Annotated in this window: 15 protein-coding genes and 1 pseudogene; 7 read left to right on the top strand and 9 right to left on the bottom strand. The window is 73.8% G+C overall.

The window, feature by feature from the left end; genetic code table 11:
- Positions 1-170 precede the first annotated feature (170 nt).
- On the top strand, positions 171-1,052 hold the full coding sequence (locus IE330_RS17775) for an alpha/beta fold hydrolase (RefSeq protein ID WP_190137014.1): 882 nt from the start codon (positions 171-173) through the stop codon (positions 1,050-1,052).
- 25 nt (positions 1,053-1,077) lie between these two features.
- On the opposite strand, the gene IE330_RS17770 is transcribed toward IE330_RS17775, so the two are convergent.
- Positions 1,078-1,992 carry an NYN domain-containing protein gene (locus IE330_RS17770; protein WP_190137013.1) on the bottom strand — a complete coding sequence of 305 codons (915 nt, stop codon included), beginning with the start codon at positions 1,990-1,992 and terminating at the stop codon, positions 1,078-1,080.
- A 216-nt stretch (positions 1,993-2,208) separates the two neighbouring features.
- On the opposite strand from IE330_RS17770, the gene IE330_RS17765 reads away from it, so the two are divergent.
- Entirely contained in the window at positions 2,209-2,361 is a 153-nt protein-coding gene (locus IE330_RS17765; protein WP_190137012.1) for a DUF8834 family protein, read from the top strand.
- Between the two features lie 105 nt (positions 2,362-2,466).
- On the opposite strand, the gene IE330_RS17760 is transcribed toward IE330_RS17765, so the two are convergent.
- From IE330_RS17760 to IE330_RS17745, 4 genes are all read right to left on the bottom strand, one after another.
- The gene (locus tag IE330_RS17760) at positions 2,467-3,069 is read right to left on the bottom strand and encodes a MarC family protein (protein WP_190137011.1); all 603 of its coding nucleotides are present in this window, start codon (positions 3,067-3,069) and stop codon (positions 2,467-2,469) included.
- 174 nt (positions 3,070-3,243) lie between these two features.
- Positions 3,244-4,119 (bottom strand): PHP domain-containing protein, encoded by an 876-nt coding sequence (locus IE330_RS17755; RefSeq protein ID WP_190137010.1) that lies wholly within the window; start codon positions 4,117-4,119, stop codon positions 3,244-3,246.
- Between the two features lie 382 nt (positions 4,120-4,501).
- Positions 4,502-5,143 (bottom strand): DUF6758 family protein, encoded by a 642-nt coding sequence (locus IE330_RS17750; protein WP_190137009.1) that lies wholly within the window; start codon positions 5,141-5,143, stop codon positions 4,502-4,504.
- Between the two features lie 656 nt (positions 5,144-5,799).
- The gene (locus IE330_RS17745) at positions 5,800-6,393 is read right to left on the bottom strand and encodes a suppressor of fused domain protein (protein WP_190137008.1); all 594 of its coding nucleotides are present in this window, start codon (positions 6,391-6,393) and stop codon (positions 5,800-5,802) included.
- Positions 6,394-6,894: 501 nt separating this feature from the next.
- Here IE330_RS17745 and IE330_RS17740 point away from each other — a divergent pair.
- Positions 6,895-8,010 carry a magnesium and cobalt transport protein CorA gene (locus IE330_RS17740; protein ID WP_190137007.1) on the top strand — a complete coding sequence of 372 codons (1,116 nt, stop codon included), beginning with the start codon at positions 6,895-6,897 and terminating at the stop codon, positions 8,008-8,010.
- 42 nt (positions 8,011-8,052) lie between these two features.
- A complete protein-coding gene (locus tag IE330_RS17735) occupies positions 8,053-8,580 on the top strand; it encodes a hypothetical protein (RefSeq protein ID WP_190137006.1) in 528 nt (175 codons plus the stop codon).
- Between the two features lie 33 nt (positions 8,581-8,613).
- Here IE330_RS17735 and IE330_RS17730 read toward each other — a convergent pair whose 3' ends face one another.
- Positions 8,614-9,396: a hypothetical protein gene (locus tag IE330_RS17730; RefSeq protein ID WP_190137005.1), complete on the bottom strand. Its 783-nt coding sequence runs from the start codon at positions 9,394-9,396 to the stop codon at positions 8,614-8,616.
- A gap of 272 nt (positions 9,397-9,668) precedes the next feature.
- On the opposite strand from IE330_RS17730, the gene IE330_RS17725 reads away from it, so the two are divergent.
- Genes IE330_RS17725 through IE330_RS17715 form a run of 3 tightly spaced genes read left to right on the top strand, consistent with a single transcriptional unit; the run spans position 9,669 to position 12,707 of the window.
- Positions 9,669-10,943: a magnesium transporter MgtE N-terminal domain-containing protein gene (locus tag IE330_RS17725; protein ID WP_190137004.1), complete on the top strand. Its 1,275-nt coding sequence runs from the start codon at positions 9,669-9,671 to the stop codon at positions 10,941-10,943.
- Entirely contained in the window at positions 10,933-11,529 is a 597-nt protein-coding gene (locus IE330_RS17720; protein WP_190137003.1) for a DUF1003 domain-containing protein, read from the top strand. Before IE330_RS17725 ends, IE330_RS17720 begins: the two co-directional genes overlap by 11 nt.
- A gap of 44 nt (positions 11,530-11,573) precedes the next feature.
- Complete coding sequence (locus tag IE330_RS17715; RefSeq protein WP_190137002.1) at positions 11,574-12,707, top strand: Mrp/NBP35 family ATP-binding protein; 1,134 nt, start codon at positions 11,574-11,576, stop codon at positions 12,705-12,707.
- Positions 12,708-12,840: 133 nt separating this feature from the next.
- On the opposite strand, the gene IE330_RS17710 is transcribed toward IE330_RS17715, so the two are convergent.
- The 3 genes and pseudogenes from IE330_RS17710 to IE330_RS17700 form a co-directional block, all read right to left on the bottom strand.
- A complete protein-coding gene (locus tag IE330_RS17710; protein ID WP_229925722.1) occupies positions 12,841-13,515 on the bottom strand; it encodes a hypothetical protein in 675 nt (224 codons plus the stop codon).
- Between the two features lie 241 nt (positions 13,516-13,756).
- Positions 13,757-14,221, bottom strand: a complete 465-nt coding sequence (locus IE330_RS17705; protein WP_190137000.1) for a sec-independent translocase — start codon at positions 14,219-14,221, stop codon at positions 13,757-13,759.
- A gap of 141 nt (positions 14,222-14,362) precedes the next feature.
- Positions 14,363-15,994: pseudogene (locus IE330_RS17700) on the bottom strand (S1C family serine protease); the annotation flags it as partial.
- Positions 15,995-16,001: the final 7 nt, after the last annotated feature.

The raw sequence follows: 16,001 nt of genomic DNA, 5'->3' as shown, positions 1-16,001 counted from the left end.
GCCCGGCCCCGACGCCCAGCGCTGCGGCTGAGTGCCCGCCTTCCCCGCCGGTGGCGCGGCGGGGGCTGGGACAGCACCTAGGTGCCGCGCGACCGTTTCGCGAGGGCCCAGGCCAGGTGTGGCGCCGCAGGGCAGCAGCGCAGGGGCGCGTACGCGTTACCGTACGGCGTATGAGTCGGCCGCCCACCTTCACGCCCCCGCCCGGTGTCGTCGCCCGCCCGCTGGTGACCTCGCGCGGCACCTTCGCGACCCTGGACGCCGCGCCCGCCGGCCAGCTCAAGGGCACCGCGCTCCTCCTTCCCGGGTTCACCGGCAGCAAGGAGGACTTCATCGTGCTGCTCCCGCTCCTGGCCGCGGCGGGCTACCGCGCGGTCGCCGTGGACGGGCGGGGCCAGTACGAGTCGGAGGGGCCCGACGACCCGGCCGCGTACGCCATGGAGGAGCTGGGGCGTGACGTCCTGGCCCAGGCCGCCGCCCTGGGCGATCCGCCCGGCACCCCGCTGCACCTGCTCGGCCACTCCCTCGGCGGCCTGGTCTCCCGCACCGCCGTCCTGCTCGCGCCCGCGGGCACCTTCGCCTCGCTCACGCTGATGTCGTCGGGCCCCGGCCGCGTCGCCCCCGCCCAGCGCACCCGCGCCACCCTGCTCACGGACGCGCTCGCGGCGCACTCGATGGCCGCCGTCTGGGAGATGATGCGCGCGGTGCAGCCGCCGGAGGACGCGGACATGGCTGGTGCCGACGGTGCCGACGGTACCGACGGCGCGCTGCGGGCCCGCTGGCTGCGCAACAACCCCGTGCAGCTCATCGTCACCGGCAGGCAGCTCTGCGTCGAGCCGGACCGCGTGGACGAGCTGGCGGCCGTGGACATCCCCCGGCACGTGGTGTCCGGCGAGCGCGACGACACCTGGCCGGTGCCGCTCCTGGACGACATGGCCCGGCGGCTCGGCGCGCACCGCACCGTCGTCACCGGCGCCGAGCACTCCCCCAACACCGACCGCCCCGAGGCGACCGCGACCGCGCTCGTCGCCTTCTGGGACCGTACGCGGCGGTGAGCCGCGGCGGGCGCCCGGCGGCGCCTCAGTAACACTTCTGGAGGTGCTCCCAGAAGCCGTCCCGCAGCACCCGCCGCAGGTCGGACTGGCCCCGCAGGGAGTAGTCGAGCAGCCGCTCGGCCTCGACGAGGAGCTCCTGGTCGACCGAGCCGGGCAGGTAGGGGTGGCCGGGCAGCAGGCCCACCAGGGCCTCGCGGCCGCGCGCCGACAGCCACTTGGCGGAGATCTGGGCGCCGACGAACCGTACGTCGTCCCGCGAGGGCCGCGGGGCCGCCGACAGAGCCTCGTAGGGCACGGCGGGACGGCGGGTGATGTACGGCTTGAAGAAGTCGGCGTCGAAGGTGCGCTGGCTGTCGACCTCCCACAGCAGCGGCTCGGCCTGGTTGCGCCCCTCGGGTGCCTCGATGCCCCACAGGTGCACCCGCGCGCCGTACCCCTGCGCCGCCTCGACCGCCGACACCAGATCCTCGTCGCCGCCGATGAGGGCCGCGTCGCTGATGGCGCGGTGCCGGGCGAGGGACTCCAGGTCGGTGCGGATGAGGGAGTCGACGCCCTTCTGCTGGTTGTTGGCGTTGAGGTTGCCGAGCCGCACCTTGACGTCGGGGAGCTCGGCGATGGACTGCTGCTCGATGGTGTGGATGCGGCGCCGCGCGCCGTCGTACCAGTACACGCGCAGCAGCCTGCTGTCGGCGAAGATCGTGCGTGCCCGGTCGATGAGCGCCTCGATGAGGCCCTCGGCGTCCAGCTCGAAGGCGCGCCGGTCCTCGGTGCCCACCGCGAGCCGGCCCGCTGCGGCGTACAGGTACCCGGCGTCGACGAAGATCGCGTGAGTGGACGGGGTCTTCGCCACCTCGGCGAGCATGCGCTCGAGGAGGCCGTTGGTGCGCTCCAGCAGGGCCGTGACCTCGCCGGTCTTGTGGAGGGTCTCGTCCGTGTCCATACGGAACGCATTGTCGCGTCCGTCACACAGGGGGCACAACCGGTGGCCGTTACTCAGCGAACACAACCAGCCGCGCTACGGTGATACCCACGGACACTCCTTAGCCTCCCAAAAAATTTCCTTAGCGTAGGGAATGTTTAACCGAGGCAACTCGTTACACCCGTACGTAGCAAACAGTTCTCCTCCAGGAGGATCACCGGACGAAGGGAGAAGCCCATGCGCTTCGAGATCATGCGACTCGACGACGTCGACGGCACCGCCGTGGACTCCACCGTCGTGGACGCCGCCTCCGTCAACCGGATCGTGCAGCAGGCGGCCGCCACCGGCCAGCGCCTCTACATCCGCCCGGCCGACACCACGGCCTCGTAACGCCCGCGCACGTCCCCTCACGCTCCAGAGCCCTGTACGACACCGGATTCCGCCGATGTCGTACAGGGCTCTGTTGGTGTGCGCGCCGGGTCCGCGCGGCGGGCGTCAGCCGCCGCGGATGACCTGGGTGACGCCGTTGATGATCTGCTGCACGGCGATGGCCGACAGCATCATGCCCGCGAGGCGCGTCACCAGGACCACGCCGCCGTCCTTGATGACCCGGATGATCAGCAGCGAGAAGCGCATCGCCAGGAACAGCACGACGTGGATGGCGAGGATCGCCGCCCAGACGGAGACCTGCTCCATGCCGCTGGCGTGCTGGACCGCCAGGATGACCTGCACGATGGCGCCGGGCCCGGCGAGCAGCGGCATGCCGAGCGGCACGAGCGCGACGTTCACGTCCTTGGTCTGCTGCGGCTCGTCGGTCTTGCCGGTGAGCAGGTCGAGCGCGACCAGGAGCAGCAGCAGCCCGCCCGCGATCATCAGGGCCTGCGTCGAGACGTGCAGGTAGTCGAGGATCTGCTGCCCGACGACGCCGAAGACGGCGATGACGCCGAAGGCGACGCAGACGGCCTGGAAGGCCATCTTCTTCTGCACCTTGACGGGGCGGCCCGCGGTCAGCGCGAGGAAGATCGGCGTGATCCCCGGGGGATCCATGATGACGAAGAGGGTGAGGAAGAGGGAGCCGAAGACGGCGACGTCGAACACAGTGATGGCCTTGCGGAGAGTCGTACGAAGGGAGGGGTGGGGGGAGGTGGGGGAAGTGGGGGCAGGGGCGGGGGCGCGGCGGGCGCCGCGGGGCGTGCGCGCCGCCGGGTGGGGGCGCGCCGATGACGCGTGCGCCTGAGGGGCGCGGTGTGCGAACGGGTGGGTGCGCCGCCGCTAGGCGGGCAGGTCTCCGCCCGCGCCCGGCACCGGGAACGCCCCGGTGGCGCGGCGCGTGATCTCGCCGTAGATCTCGGGGTCGGTGGTGAACTCACCGAGCGAGACGGTCTTGCGGCTGCCGTGGTAGTCGCTGGAGCCGGTCACGAGGAGGCCGAGGTCGGCGGCGAGGCCGCGCAGGCGGGGGCCCGCCTCGGGCGCGTACGCCAGTTGCTCGGGGTGGTCGACCTCGATGCCGTCGAGGCCGGCGGCGGCGAGCTCGGCTATCGCCGACTCCGGGACGATCTTGCCGCGCTGGGCCGCGGCGGGGTGCGCGAAGACGGTGACGCCGCCCGCGGCCTTGACGAGGCGGATCGCCTCGAAGGGGTCGAGCTCGGTCTTCTCCGCGTAGGCGCGGCCGCCGTCGGCGAGCCACTGGGGCGTGAAGGCGTCGGAGACGCTCGCGACGACGCCGAGCTCGACGAGGGCCTCGGCGACGTGCGGGCGGCCCACGGAGCCGTCGCCCGCGATCCGCGCGACCTGTTCCCAGGTCACGGGCACACCGAGCTCCTGGAGCTTGCGGACCATCTCCCGCGCGCGCGGCACCCGGTCGTCGCGCACCAGCTCGCGCGCGCGGGCCAGCTCCGGCTCGTCCGGGTCGAAGAGGTACGCCAGCATGTGCAGCCCCACGCCGTCGAGGCGGCAGGACAGCTCGGCGCCGGTGACGAGGGTGAGCCCGGGGGGCAGCGCGGCGACGGCCTCGGCGTGGCCGCGGGTGGTGTCGTGGTCGGTCAGGGCGATGACGTCGAGCCCCGCGGCGGCGGCGTTGCGGACGAGCTGGGCCGGGGTGTCCGTGCCGTCGGAGGCGGTGGAGTGGGTGTGCAGGTCGATGCGCACGCGGGGCTCCACGCTTTTCGGGACGGACAGGGCCCTTAAGGATAACGGCCTGGCCGGGGCTGCGTCCGCTACGGGTCCTCCCCCACCCACCCGCCCCCCACCGGCCTGGCGGCCTCGTCCTCAAACGCCGGACGGGCTGGAATCGTCCGCCGGGCGCCGTCGTCGGCTGCGGGACGAACGACGACCGCGAGTCAAGGACATCTCACCCCGTCCGGCCGACGACGGCGAGACGGGGCACTTTCAGCCCGTCCGGCGTTTGAGGACGAGGCGCGGAGCGCCGATGACGGGGGAGAGGGGCGGAGCCCCAGACGGGAGGGCGGGGGGCCGGGGGCGGCAGCCACCGGGATCGGGGAGGGGTGGGGCTGGGGCGCGCCGTGCGGGCTCAGGGCGTGAGGAGCCGGGGCGAGAGCGCCCCGCACGGCAGCAGCTCCACCTCTGCCCCCGCGTCCCGCAAATCCGTGAGCACCAGCTCGTCGTACATCAGCAGCCCCGACTGCTCGGGCCAGGCGATCGCCCACAGCCACAGCCCGCACGCCTCCCCCGCGAACACGGCCCGGTCCTCTGGCGTGCCGGAGACGTGCCACAGGGGCGTCGGGCGCCCCGCGGCGAGCACCTTGGCCGCGGGCGGCTTGCCCACGTTCATGGCGGCGCCGGGGTCGGGGCCGTCGATGCCCGCGTAGCGCGCGCCGAGGCCGATGCCCAACTCCTCGGCGACGAGGATGAGTTCGCCGACACCACCGAGCGGCGCGGGCCCCGAGCAGGCCACGGCGGTCGCCCGGCCGCCGCTGCGGTCGTCGCCCGCGCAGGCCACGCCGGTGAACAGCCACCCGACCGGCAGGGGCCAGGGCATCCAGACGGGGACCTGGGCGCGGTGCACCACGACGCCGAGCGCCTCGACACTGGGCGGGATCACGGGCTGCAGTGGATGCACGGTGCCGTGCACGTCGCACTGCCAGGAGTCGGCAAAGAGGCCGGGAGCCCTGACCCGGCCACCACACTTCGGGCAACTGGGTTCGCCCCTCATAGCGCCCCACGGTCCTCCCCGGCGGACGCCTCGTCAAGGACGATCACCCGTCCGGAGTGCGGCCGCAGCGCCCCCGCGGCCACCCCGCGAGCAGCCGTGCGCGGCCCCGGCGCAGGTCCGGGCGGCCGCGAACGGACGCACGGCGCCCCGGGCCGGACCCGGGCGAATCCAGAATGGCTCAGGGAGGGATCGAGCCGCCCCTGGGGCACCGGACGACAGGGCGGCGACCGGAAGGCCCCGGAAACGCATCGCCCCGACGGACGGCAGCCGGAGCGCCCCGGCTCACACCCGGGCGGAGCCCGCCGCGACCGGGGCGGTCCGGACGAGGCCGGGGCGCACGCGGCCCGGCCGAGCGCCGGGCCCGCACTGCCGGGGCAGACGGGCCCAGAACAGCATCCACGTATGCCCCTGGGGCGCACGCGAGGCACGGAGCCCACGGGGCAGACGGGGGCGCAGGGGACAGACGGGCAGACGAGGCAGGCGGGCAACGAGGCAGACGATCGGACGGACGGGCGGACACAGTCCAGCCCAAGCCCGCCCCGGAAACGCGGAAGCGCCAAGCCCCAGTCAGCCCACCCGCGGTGAACCCCACCCCATGGCCTCAGCACCAGCCCCGCCCCCGATACGCACCGGCCCCCGCCCAGGGCAGGCCCGGCTCAGTCCAGGGCCACCGTCGCCCGCAGCGGGTCGCGCAGGTCCGTGCCTCTGTTGAGCCACCGCTCCTGGAGGGCCTGCGCCCCGTGGACCCGCTTCCAGGCGGCCTCGTTCGGCGTCATGGGCAGCAGCGGCAGGAACCGTACGGGATCCATCGGGTCGGGCAGTTCCAGGTCGGGGACCAGGCCGCCGGGCTCGGCGACGAGTACGGCGGTGAAGGGGGCGCCCGGCCACAGCGGGCCGCCCACGTCCAGCGAGGCACCGGGCATGACCACGACGCCCTCGACCTGCGGGGACGCGGCCAGCACGGCCAGCGGCCTGAGCACCTTGTCGGTGTCGGCGAGGCCGCCCCGCACGGAGAGGATCAGCTCCGCCCGCGGGCCCTTCACCGGGTCGGCGAGCACGGCCGTGGGGTCGCTCATCGGCTGGGCGGACATGCCGAGGGTGGCGTACCGCACGACCCCGTCGCCGTCCCCGGCCGGGAACCGGAGGACCTCGACGCGGTCCGTGCCGAGGAACGTCACCGCCGCGCGCGCGTCCGGTTCGCCCAGGGCCTCGCGGAGCCGGGCCTCGACCGGAGCAAGAACATCAGCCATGCGGGGAGCATAGAACTCGTCAGTGATGGGTAAAGCTCGGGGTTTGGCGGACCGGTCGGCTGATACTGTTGGCTGCTGGCCCGGGCGGCACGCAGAAGCGTCGCTCTCAAGCCCGGACCTCAGGGCCCTCGGGTCCGTACTCGACGGACGGCGCCACGCGCGCCTGGGAACTCCCCCACGGGGGACCGGCCGGAGGAGGTGGGGCTGCAGTGGATCGAAGTCGACCGTGCAGTACCACTCGCTCTTCCGCCCGCTGACTCCCCGCAGCAGCGACGCTGCGGCTGTGTGCCCGGCACTTCTCGACCCTCCCGGCCGTGGCCGGCCCGTGCCCCGCACGACGGAAGAGCTCCGCGTTTCACCTGATCTGCATCAGTAGCGTTGCTGCCACCGCGACGGTGCGGTGCTCCCCGCTTTGCGGACGTGCCCCCAGCACAGCCGGACGTCCCCATTCCGGGTAGTTCCACCCGTCGCAGGCGGCCCTTTCGTCGAAGGAGCCTGCCCATGTCGATGATCCGCGACCTGCGCGCCGCAGTCCGCCCCGCCCTGCGGAAGGACAGCGTCTCCTACAGCTCGTACGACACCACCCGCGACCCGCGTGCCGCCTCGGCCGTCGTCGACTGCGCCGTCTACCGCGACGGCCGCCGCGTGTCCCGCGATGAGGCCCTCACCCCGCACGAGGCGATGCTCCAGGTGCGCCGCGACGGCGGCTTCGCCTGGATCGGCCTGCACGAGCCGACGGAGGCCGAATTCGCCGGTATCGCCGCCGAGTTCGGGCTGCACCCGCTGGCCGTGGAGGACGCCGTCCACGCCCACCAGCGGCCCAAGCTGGAGCGCTACGACGACACGCTGTTCACGGTCTTCAAGACCATCCACTACGTCGAGCACGCCGAACTCACCGCGACCAGCGAGGTGGTGGAGACCGGCGAGGTCATGTGCTTCACCGGCCGGGACTTCTTCATCACCGTGCGGCACGGCGGCCACGGCTCGCTGCGCACGCTGCGCCGCCGCCTCCAGGACGAGCCCGAGCTGCTCGCCAAGGGCCCCTCGGCGGTGCTGCACGGCATCGCCGACCACATCGTCGACGGCTACCTCGCGGTCGCGGACGCCATGCAGGTCGACATCGACGACGTCGAGAACGAGGTGTTCGCGGTCACCGGCAAGGGCGTCTCGCGCGGTGTCGACGCCGGGCGGATCTACCAGCTCAAGCGCGAGGTGCTGGAGTTCAAGCGGGCCGTGCAGCCGCTGCTGCGCCCCATGCAGCTCCTGAGCGAGCGGCCGATGCGGCTGGTCGACCCCGACATCCAGAAGTACTTCCGCGACGTGGCCGACCACCTGGCCCGCGTCCAGGAGCAGGTCCTCGGCTTCGACGAGCTGCTCAACTCCATCCTCCAGGCCAACCTCGCGCAGGCGGCCGTCGCGCAGAACGAGGACATGCGCAAGATCACCTCCTGGGCGGCGATCATCGCCGTCCCGACGGCGGTGTGCGGCGTGTACGGGATGAACTTCGACCACATGCCGGAGCTGCACTGGCGCTACGGCTACCCGATGGTCCTCGGCCTGATCGGCGTGGTCTGCTACACGATCCACCGCACCCTCAAGCGCAACGGCTGGCTCTGAGCGCGGGCGTCCGCCCCGGGGGCCGCTGGCTAAGCTGCCGTCATGACCGCTGACACACTCCTCGGGCGCGCCCTCGTCGAGGAGGCCACCAAGAAGTCGGGCCTCATCTGGGTGCGCGGCGCGGGCCCCGACCGCGCGCTGTGGCACGTCTGGCACGACGGCGCCGCCCACCTCGTGGGCGACGGCCCCGGCGAGCAGCCGTTCCCCGAGCTGGCCGACGGCGCCACGGCCGTGGTGACCGTACGCAGCAAGGACAAGGGCGGCCGGCTGCTGTCCTGGACGGCGACGGTGACGGAGCTGGCGCCGCGCTCCGAGGCGTGGGAGGCGGCGGTCGCCGAGCTCAAGGGCAAGCGCCTGAACGCCCCCGACGGCGAGCGGGTCGTCGAGCGGTGGGCGGAGCAGTGCCGGGTCCTGCGGCTCACCCCGCGCGAGGCGGACCTGGAGCCGCCCGAGGGCTCCCTGGCGGCCCCGCCCCTGCCCACGCCGGTGACGACGCGCGAGAGCGCTCCGGAGGCGCTGCCCCGGCTGCTGCTGCGCCGCGGGAAGAGCCGCGGCAAGAAGCGCCGCTGAGCGCCGGCCGCGCCCGGCCGCGCCCGGCCGCCGCTACGAGGTGGGCAACTGCTGGCCGTAGTCCACGGTCTCGCCCTTGTCCGGCTCCCGCAGCGGCACGAGCTGCCCCCACTCGCTGAGCCGCAGCGTGCCGGTGCCGCCCGCGCGCCGCAGGGTCAGCGGGTACGGCTTGCCCTTCAGGGACACCTCCAGGGTGCCGCCCGCGCCCTTGTCGCCGCTGATCCTGACGAACCGCCCGGCCCCCGTCCCGCCGCGCTCGCCCTTGGCCAGGGTGCCGTGCAGCGCGAGGGTGCCGTCGAGCAGGACGCCCTTGTCGGTGAACCCGCTCAGGCGCCGGTACGCGGGGTCGCCCTGGGGCACCTTCACGTACTTGCCGTCGAGCTTGGCGGCGGCCCCGCGGTCCGCGCCGCCCGTGCCCCCGGCGCCCTGGGCGCTCTCTTCCTTGTGCGCCCAGAAGTCCGCGTCCGCCTTCAGGTACAGGTTCCGGTCGACGCGCAGCAGCTCGAACGTGCCGCCCTTGGACGTCACCGTGCCCGTGCCGCCGTTGTGCGTGAGCCGCATGTCGAGCTTGTACGTGTGGCCCTTGCTGACGACGGTGCCGGACAGCCGCACGGCGGGCGCGGCCTCGGCCACCTGCCGGGCCTTGCTCTGGATCCGGGCCGCGGAGAGCTTGCCGACACCGTTGGTGCCGGCGTCGGGGTCCTCGCCCCCGCCTGATCCGCCGCCGCACGCGGTCAGTCCCGCACCGCCCACCACGAGCCCCGCGCACACCGCGCCCACCAGCGCGAACCTTCGGGAACGGGGGGCCGGTCGCATCGCAGTCACAGGTGGCGCTGCCTCTCGTGCCGACGTCGTCTACGGCCAGAGCCGTACCCCTGGACGGCCTGGCGTACCGCAGCGTACCGGTGTCTCCCCCGTCCCTCCGCGCCCGTCCGTCCGGACGCCTCACCAGGGCGGATACGACGGGTACGGGCTAGCCTGAAGCCCCCATACCCGGCATGCGGGACACACCCGGCGAACCGCGGTCCGCACGCCCCGTCCCCGTCCCGAGCACATGCCCCGTCCCCGTCCCGAGAAAGGCGCGGCACATGGCAGGAGGCGCGCCCCGGATCTTCGTCTCGCACCTGTCCGGCACCGCCGTCTTCGACCCGAACGGCGACCAGGTCGGCCGGGTGCGCGACCTCGTCGCCATCCTGCGCGTCGGCCGGAAGCCGCCGCGGCTGCTCGGGCTGGTCGTGGAGGTCGCGACGCGGCGCCGCATCTTCCTGCCCATGACCCGCGTGACCGGCATCGAGTCCGGCCAGGTCATCACCACCGGCGTGCTGAACGTACGGCGCTTCGAGCAGCGCCCCACCGAGCGGCTCGTGCTCGGCGAGATGCTGGACCGGCGGGTGCGCCTGGTCGAGACCGGCGAGGAGGTCACCGTCCTCGACGTGTCCGTGCGCCAGCTCCCGGCCCGCAGGGACTGGGAGGTCGACCGGGTCTTCGTACGCCGGGGCAAGGGGGGAGCGTTCCGGCGCAAGGGGGAGACGCTCACCGTGGAGTGGTCCGCGGTCGAGGGCTTCTTCCTGGAGGAGCACGGGCAGGGTGCCGAGAGCCTGCTCGCCACCTTCGAGCAGCTCCGCCCCGCCGACCTGGCGAACGTGCTGCACCACCTGTCCGCCAAGCGCCGCGCCGAGGTCGCCGCCGCCCTGGACGACGACCGGCTCGCGGACGTCCTGGAGGAGCTGCCCGAGGACGACCAGATCGAGATCCTCGGCAAGCTCCAGGAGGAGCGCGCCGCCGACGTCCTGGAGGCCATGGACCCGGACGACGCCGCCGACCTGCTCGCCGAGCTGCCCGAGGAGGACAAGGAGCGCCTGCTGACCCTGATGCAGCCGGACGACGCCGCCGACGTGCGCCGGCTGATGGCGTACGAGGAGCGCACCGCGGGCGGCCTGATGACGACCGAGCCGATCGTGCTGCGCCCGGACGCCACGGTCGCCGACGCCCTCGCGCGGGTGCGCCAGCAGGACCTGTCGCCCGCGCTGGCGGCGCAGGTGTACGTGTGCCGCCCGCCCGACGAGACGCCGACCGGCCAGTACCTGGGCGCCGTGCACTTCCAGCGGCTGCTGCGCGACCCGCCGTACACGCTCGTCGGCTCGATCCTCGACGACGACCTGCGCCCGCTCACCCCCGAGGACCCGCTGCCGGTCGTCGCCGGCTTCTTCGCCACGTACGACATGGTCGCGGCGCCCGTCGTCGACGAGGGCGGCTCGCTGCTCGGCGCGGTCACGGTCGACGACGTGCTCGACCACATGCTGCCGGACGACTGGCGCGAGACCGAGTTCCACCTCCCGGAAGGGGCCGGCCATGGCGCGTGACCGGGAGCCCCGGCCCCCCGGGCGCGACCGCGAGGCGCGGGACGAGCGGCGCGAGGCGCGGCCCGAGGGGCGCCCCCGGTTCCGCCTGGACCAGCCGCGCGCACCGCGCCGCAGGCTGCTGCCGGAGTACGACCCGGAGGCCTTCGGGCAGTTGTCGGAGCGCATCGCGCGCTTCCTCGGCACGGGGCGGTTCATCGTCTGGATGACGGTCGTGATCATCCTGTGGGTGGTCTGGAACGTCACCGCGCCCGAGCACCTGCGCTTCGACCGCTACCCGTTCATCTTCCTGACCCTGATGCTCTCGCTCCAGGCGTCGTACGCGGCCCCGCTGATCCTGCTCGCGCAGAACCGCCAGGACGACCGCGACCGCGTCACCCACGAACAGGACCGCAAGCAGAACGAGCGCTCCATCGCCGACACCGAGTACCTCACCCGGGAGATCGCCGCGCTGCGCATGGGCCTCGGCGAGGTCGCGACCCGCGACTGGATCCGCTCCGAACTGCAGGACCTGGTCAGAGAGGTGGAGGAGCGGCGCGACGTATTCCCGTCGGCGACCGGCCGGGCACGTGACGTAGGCGACCGCTGACCGGGCTTCCGGACCCCCCTACCGGGAGCCGTACCATCGAGTACATGGTTACGGAAGACGCGGTGCGCGAAGCGCTGGCGACGGTGAACGACCCCGAGATCCAGCGGCCCATCACCGAGTTGGGGATGGTCAAGTCCGTGGAGATCGGCGCGGAGGGCGCGGTCGCGGTCACCGTGTACCTGACGGTCTCCGGCTGCCCCATGCGGGACACGATCACGACGAACGTGACGGACGCCGTCTCCCGCGTCGAGGGCGTCACCCGGGTCGACGTGACCCTCGACGTGATGAGCGACGAGCAGCGCAAGGAGCTCGCCGCGGCGCTGCGCGGCGGCCAGACCGAGCGCGAGGTGCCCTTCGCCAAGCCCGGCTCGCTCACCCGGGTCTACGCCGTCGCCTCCGGCAAGGGCGGCGTCGGCAAGTCGTCCGTGACGGTGAACCTCGCCGCGGCGATGGCGGCCGACGGCCTCAAGGTCGGCGTGGTCGACGCGGACATCTACGGCCACTCGGTACCGCGCATGCTGGGCGCGGACGGGCTTCCCACCCAGGTCGAGAACATGATCATGCCGCCGTCCGCGCACGGCGTGAAGGTCATCTCCATCGGCATGTTCACGCCGGGCAACGCCCCGGTCGTCTGGCGCGGCCCCATGCTGCACCGCGCGCTCCAGCAGTTCCTCTCGGACGTCTTCTGGGGCGACCTGGACGTGCTGCTCATGGACCTGCCGCCGGGCACCGGCGACATCGCGATCTCCGTGGCGCAGCTCGTGCCGAACGCCGAGATCCTGGTCGTCACCACGCCCCAGCAGGCGGCGGCCGAGGTCGCCGAGCGCGCGGGCTCCATCGCCGTGCAGACCCACCAGAAGATCGTCGGCGTGGTCGAGAACATGTCCGGGCTGCCGTGCCCGCACTGCGGCGAGATGGTCGACGTGTTCGGCACGGGCGGCGGCCAGAAGGTGGCCGAGGGCCTGACGCGCACGACCGGCGCGACGGTGCCGGTGCTCGGCTCCATCCCGATCGACGTGCGCCTGCGCGAGGGCGGCGACGACGGCCGGCCGGTGGTCCTCTCCGCCCCGGATTCCCCCGCGGGCAGCGCGCTGCGCACCATCGCGGGCAAGCTGGGCGGCCGCCAGCGCGGTCTGTCGGGCCTGTCCCTGGGCATCACGCCCAGGAACAAGTTCTGACCGCGGGGCGGCCGCGGGCTGACCGCGGCCGGATCGCGGCCGACGCACGCGAGGGGCGCCGCCCGTGACGGGTCGCGCGAAGGGGCGCCACCCGTCACGGGTGGCGCCCCTCGCCGCGTACCGGCCCGGAAGGCTACTTCGCGTAGGCGCTGATGTCCTTCACCACGGAGAAGGCGAGGCCGTACGCGCTCATCCCGCGCCCGTACGCCCCCAGGTGCACCCCCTCCTTGGTGGAGCCGGCCAGCACCCAGCCGTACTCGGACTCCCGGTAGTGGAACGAGGCCGGTTCCCCGTCCACGGGCAGCGAGAGCGTGGACCAGTCGGAGCCGTGCAGGTCGTCGGCGAGGACCCAGGCCGTCTCCGTCTGCTGGTCCAGCCAGTCGTCCCGCAGGCTGTGGTCCATCTGGCCGGGCCAGGTGAAGGACAGCAGCCCGACCCCCGCCAGCCAGGCCGCGGAGGACACCGAGGTCGCCTCCAGGACGCCCGTGCCGTCGCCGCTGCGCCGCACCGGGTTGGCGGCGACGGTCACCACGACCGCGAACCGCTCCCTGTCGCCGTTGCCGTACCCGCCCTCGACCCGCACCGACGGCTCGTCGCCGTGGCCGATCGAGCCGTGCTCCACGGCGCCGTCCGCGGAGGTGCCGACCTGCATCAGCCAGCGCGGTCCCGTGAAGGCCTCGTCCAGGCCGTACCAGGGGAAGGGCGCCAGCAGGTAGCCGTCGACCGTACGCCGGGCGGAGGGCACCGCTTGCGACGCGGCACCGTCCGCGGCTGACGCCTGCACGCCCACCCGACTTGTCGTCTCCATGTACCCGGCCGCCTCCTCGCTCTCGTCGGTCCGGAGCGGCCCGCCCCCCTCGGGCGTCCTCACGCCGGACAACAAGGCAGGATAGCCACACCGATTCCGGATGCCGGTAAGGCAGTCGTCGGACGGGTGTCCGGAAGGCCACGGCCGTACGCACCCCGGCGCACCGGGCGGCGCACACGACGCACACCCCGGGAGGGCGACGTCCGCCGGGCGCGGGCCCGCCGCGGGCGGGCCGAGGGGCTCAGGTGGCGTCGGCGTCGAAGGGCGGCGGTTCGTCGGCCGCGGGCTTGGCGGGACGCTTGTGCATGTCGACCCGGCCGCCGCCGTTCGCGGAGGCCGCGGGCGGACCGGAACGGCTGCCGCCGTCGTCCGCCGCGTCACCCTCGCGCCCGTGCACGGCGTCCGCGACTTCGGCCATTTCCTTGCGCAGGTCGAAGCCGTTGCGGATTTCCTTGAGCCCCAGGTCGTCGTTCTCGAGCTGCTTGCGGATGAACCGCTTGGGATTGAGGTCCTCAAACTCGAAGTCCTTGAATTCCGGGCCGAGTTCGTTCCTTATGTCCTGCTTGGCGCTGTCCGAGAACTGCCGGATCTTGCGAATGGTCCGGGTCACGTCCTGGATGACCTTGGGCAGCTTGTCCGGGCCGAAGATGAGCACGGCGAGGATGACCAGCGTCACTATCTCGAATACGCCGATGTCGTTGAACACCCTGAGCTCCTTGCCGTCCGGACCCGCTCTACGGTACCCGCCGCTCCTGTCCGTCCGGTAGCCGCAGGGCGACCACGGGGTCAACAGGGACCCGGCCCGCCCGGGCCCCACCGGCCGCCTCCCCCGTCACGGGGGCGCCCGTCAGTCGCTGCCGGCGCTGCCGAGGACCAGCGTCACCTTCCGCTCCTCGCCGTCGCGCTCGACGGTCAGGTCCAGGCGGTCCCCGGGCCGGTGCGCGCGGACCTTCACGATCAGCTCGTCGCCGGAGTGCACGCGCCGCCCGTCGACCTCGGTGATGACGTCGCCCGGCTCCAGGCCGGCCTTGTCGCCGGGGCCGCCGCGGTTGACGGCGGGGCCGCCGCTCCGGCCCGTCCGGGCGATGCGCGCCCCGTCGCCGGTGAACCGCTTGTCGATGGTCACGCCGATCACGGGGTGCGTGGCGCGGCCGGTGTTGATGAGCTCCTCGGCGACGCGCTTGCCCTGGTTGATCGGGATGGCGAAGCCGAGGCCGATGGAGCCGGACTGGCCGCGCTCGGGGTCCGCGCCCCCGCCGGCGGAGCGGATGGCGCTGTTGATGCCGATCACGCGGGCCTGGGCGTCGACGAGCGGCCCGCCGGAGTTGCCCGGGTTGATGGGCGCGTCGGTCTGCAGCGCGTTCACGTACGAGACGTCGCTGCCGTCGCCCTTGTCGCCGCCGGCCGTGATGGGCCGCTCCTTGGCGCTGATGATCCCGGAGGTGACGGTGTTCTCCAGGTCGAAGGGCGCGCCGATGGCGACGACGGGGTCACCGACCCGGACGTTCTCGGAGTTGCCGAGCGGCAGCGGCTTGAGGCCGCGCACACGGGAGACCTTCACGACGGCCAGGTCGTACCCGGCGTCCCTGCCGATGACCTTGGCGCTCGCGGTCTCGCCGCCGCTGAAGGTCACCGATATCTCGCCGCCGGTGCCGCCCGGCTCCACGACGTGGTTGTTGGTGAGGATGTGGCCCTTGGCGTCGAGGACGAACCCGGTGCCGGTGCCGGCCCCCTCGTCGCCGCGCACATGCAGCGTGACGACGCCGGGCAGGGCGCTGGCGGCGATCCCCGCGACGCTGCCCTTGGGCCGCGCCCGGGACTCCGTACCGGACTGCGGCAGCTCCACGGCGCCGCCGCCGATGCCGCCCTCGCGCTCCAGGTACGCCCCGACGACGCCGCCGATCCCGCCGGACACCAGGGCGATGAGCAGCGCGCCCACCCCGGCGATCCGCAGCCCGCGCCGGTGCCGCTGCTCCTCCGTCGCGACGGGGGCGCCGGTCTGCTGGAGGGGCGCCTTCCAGGGGTCGTAGCGGTGCCAAGGGCCGCCGGTGGGCTCCGGGGCAGGGGCTCCCGGGGCCGGGGGTGCGGGCGGGGCGGCGCCCGGGGCCGGGGACGGAGCCGGGGCCGGGGTCTGGGCGGGGGTGCTCCGGGGCGGCACCCCCGGCGTCGCGCCGTACGCGGCGGTGCCGTGGGCCGGGGTCACCATCGGGTGCTGCACGGGCGGGGCCGGGGCCCAGGGACCGGGCTCGCCGTACGGCGGGGTGCTGTACGGGTCGGGGTCGTGCAGGGGGCGGGGGCGGTCGGCGGGGGGTGTGGCGGGGGCCGCGAAGCTGTCGCTGGGGGCGGGGGCGGGCGTACCGGCGGCGGGGGCGGGGCCGCCAGCGGGCGCGGCGGTGGCGTCGGGCGCACCAGGGGCAGCGGGTGCCTCGGCGGCGCCGGAAGCACCACTGGCAGCGGGAGTACCGGAGGCTCCGGGCGTACCGGAG

Origin of the sequence: Streptomyces longispororuber, assembly GCF_014656095.1 — a bacterium.
In the GTDB taxonomy this organism is placed as follows: domain Bacteria; phylum Actinomycetota; class Actinomycetes; order Streptomycetales; family Streptomycetaceae; genus Streptomyces; species Streptomyces longispororuber.
This window is presented reverse-complemented; position numbering and strand designations above follow the sequence as displayed.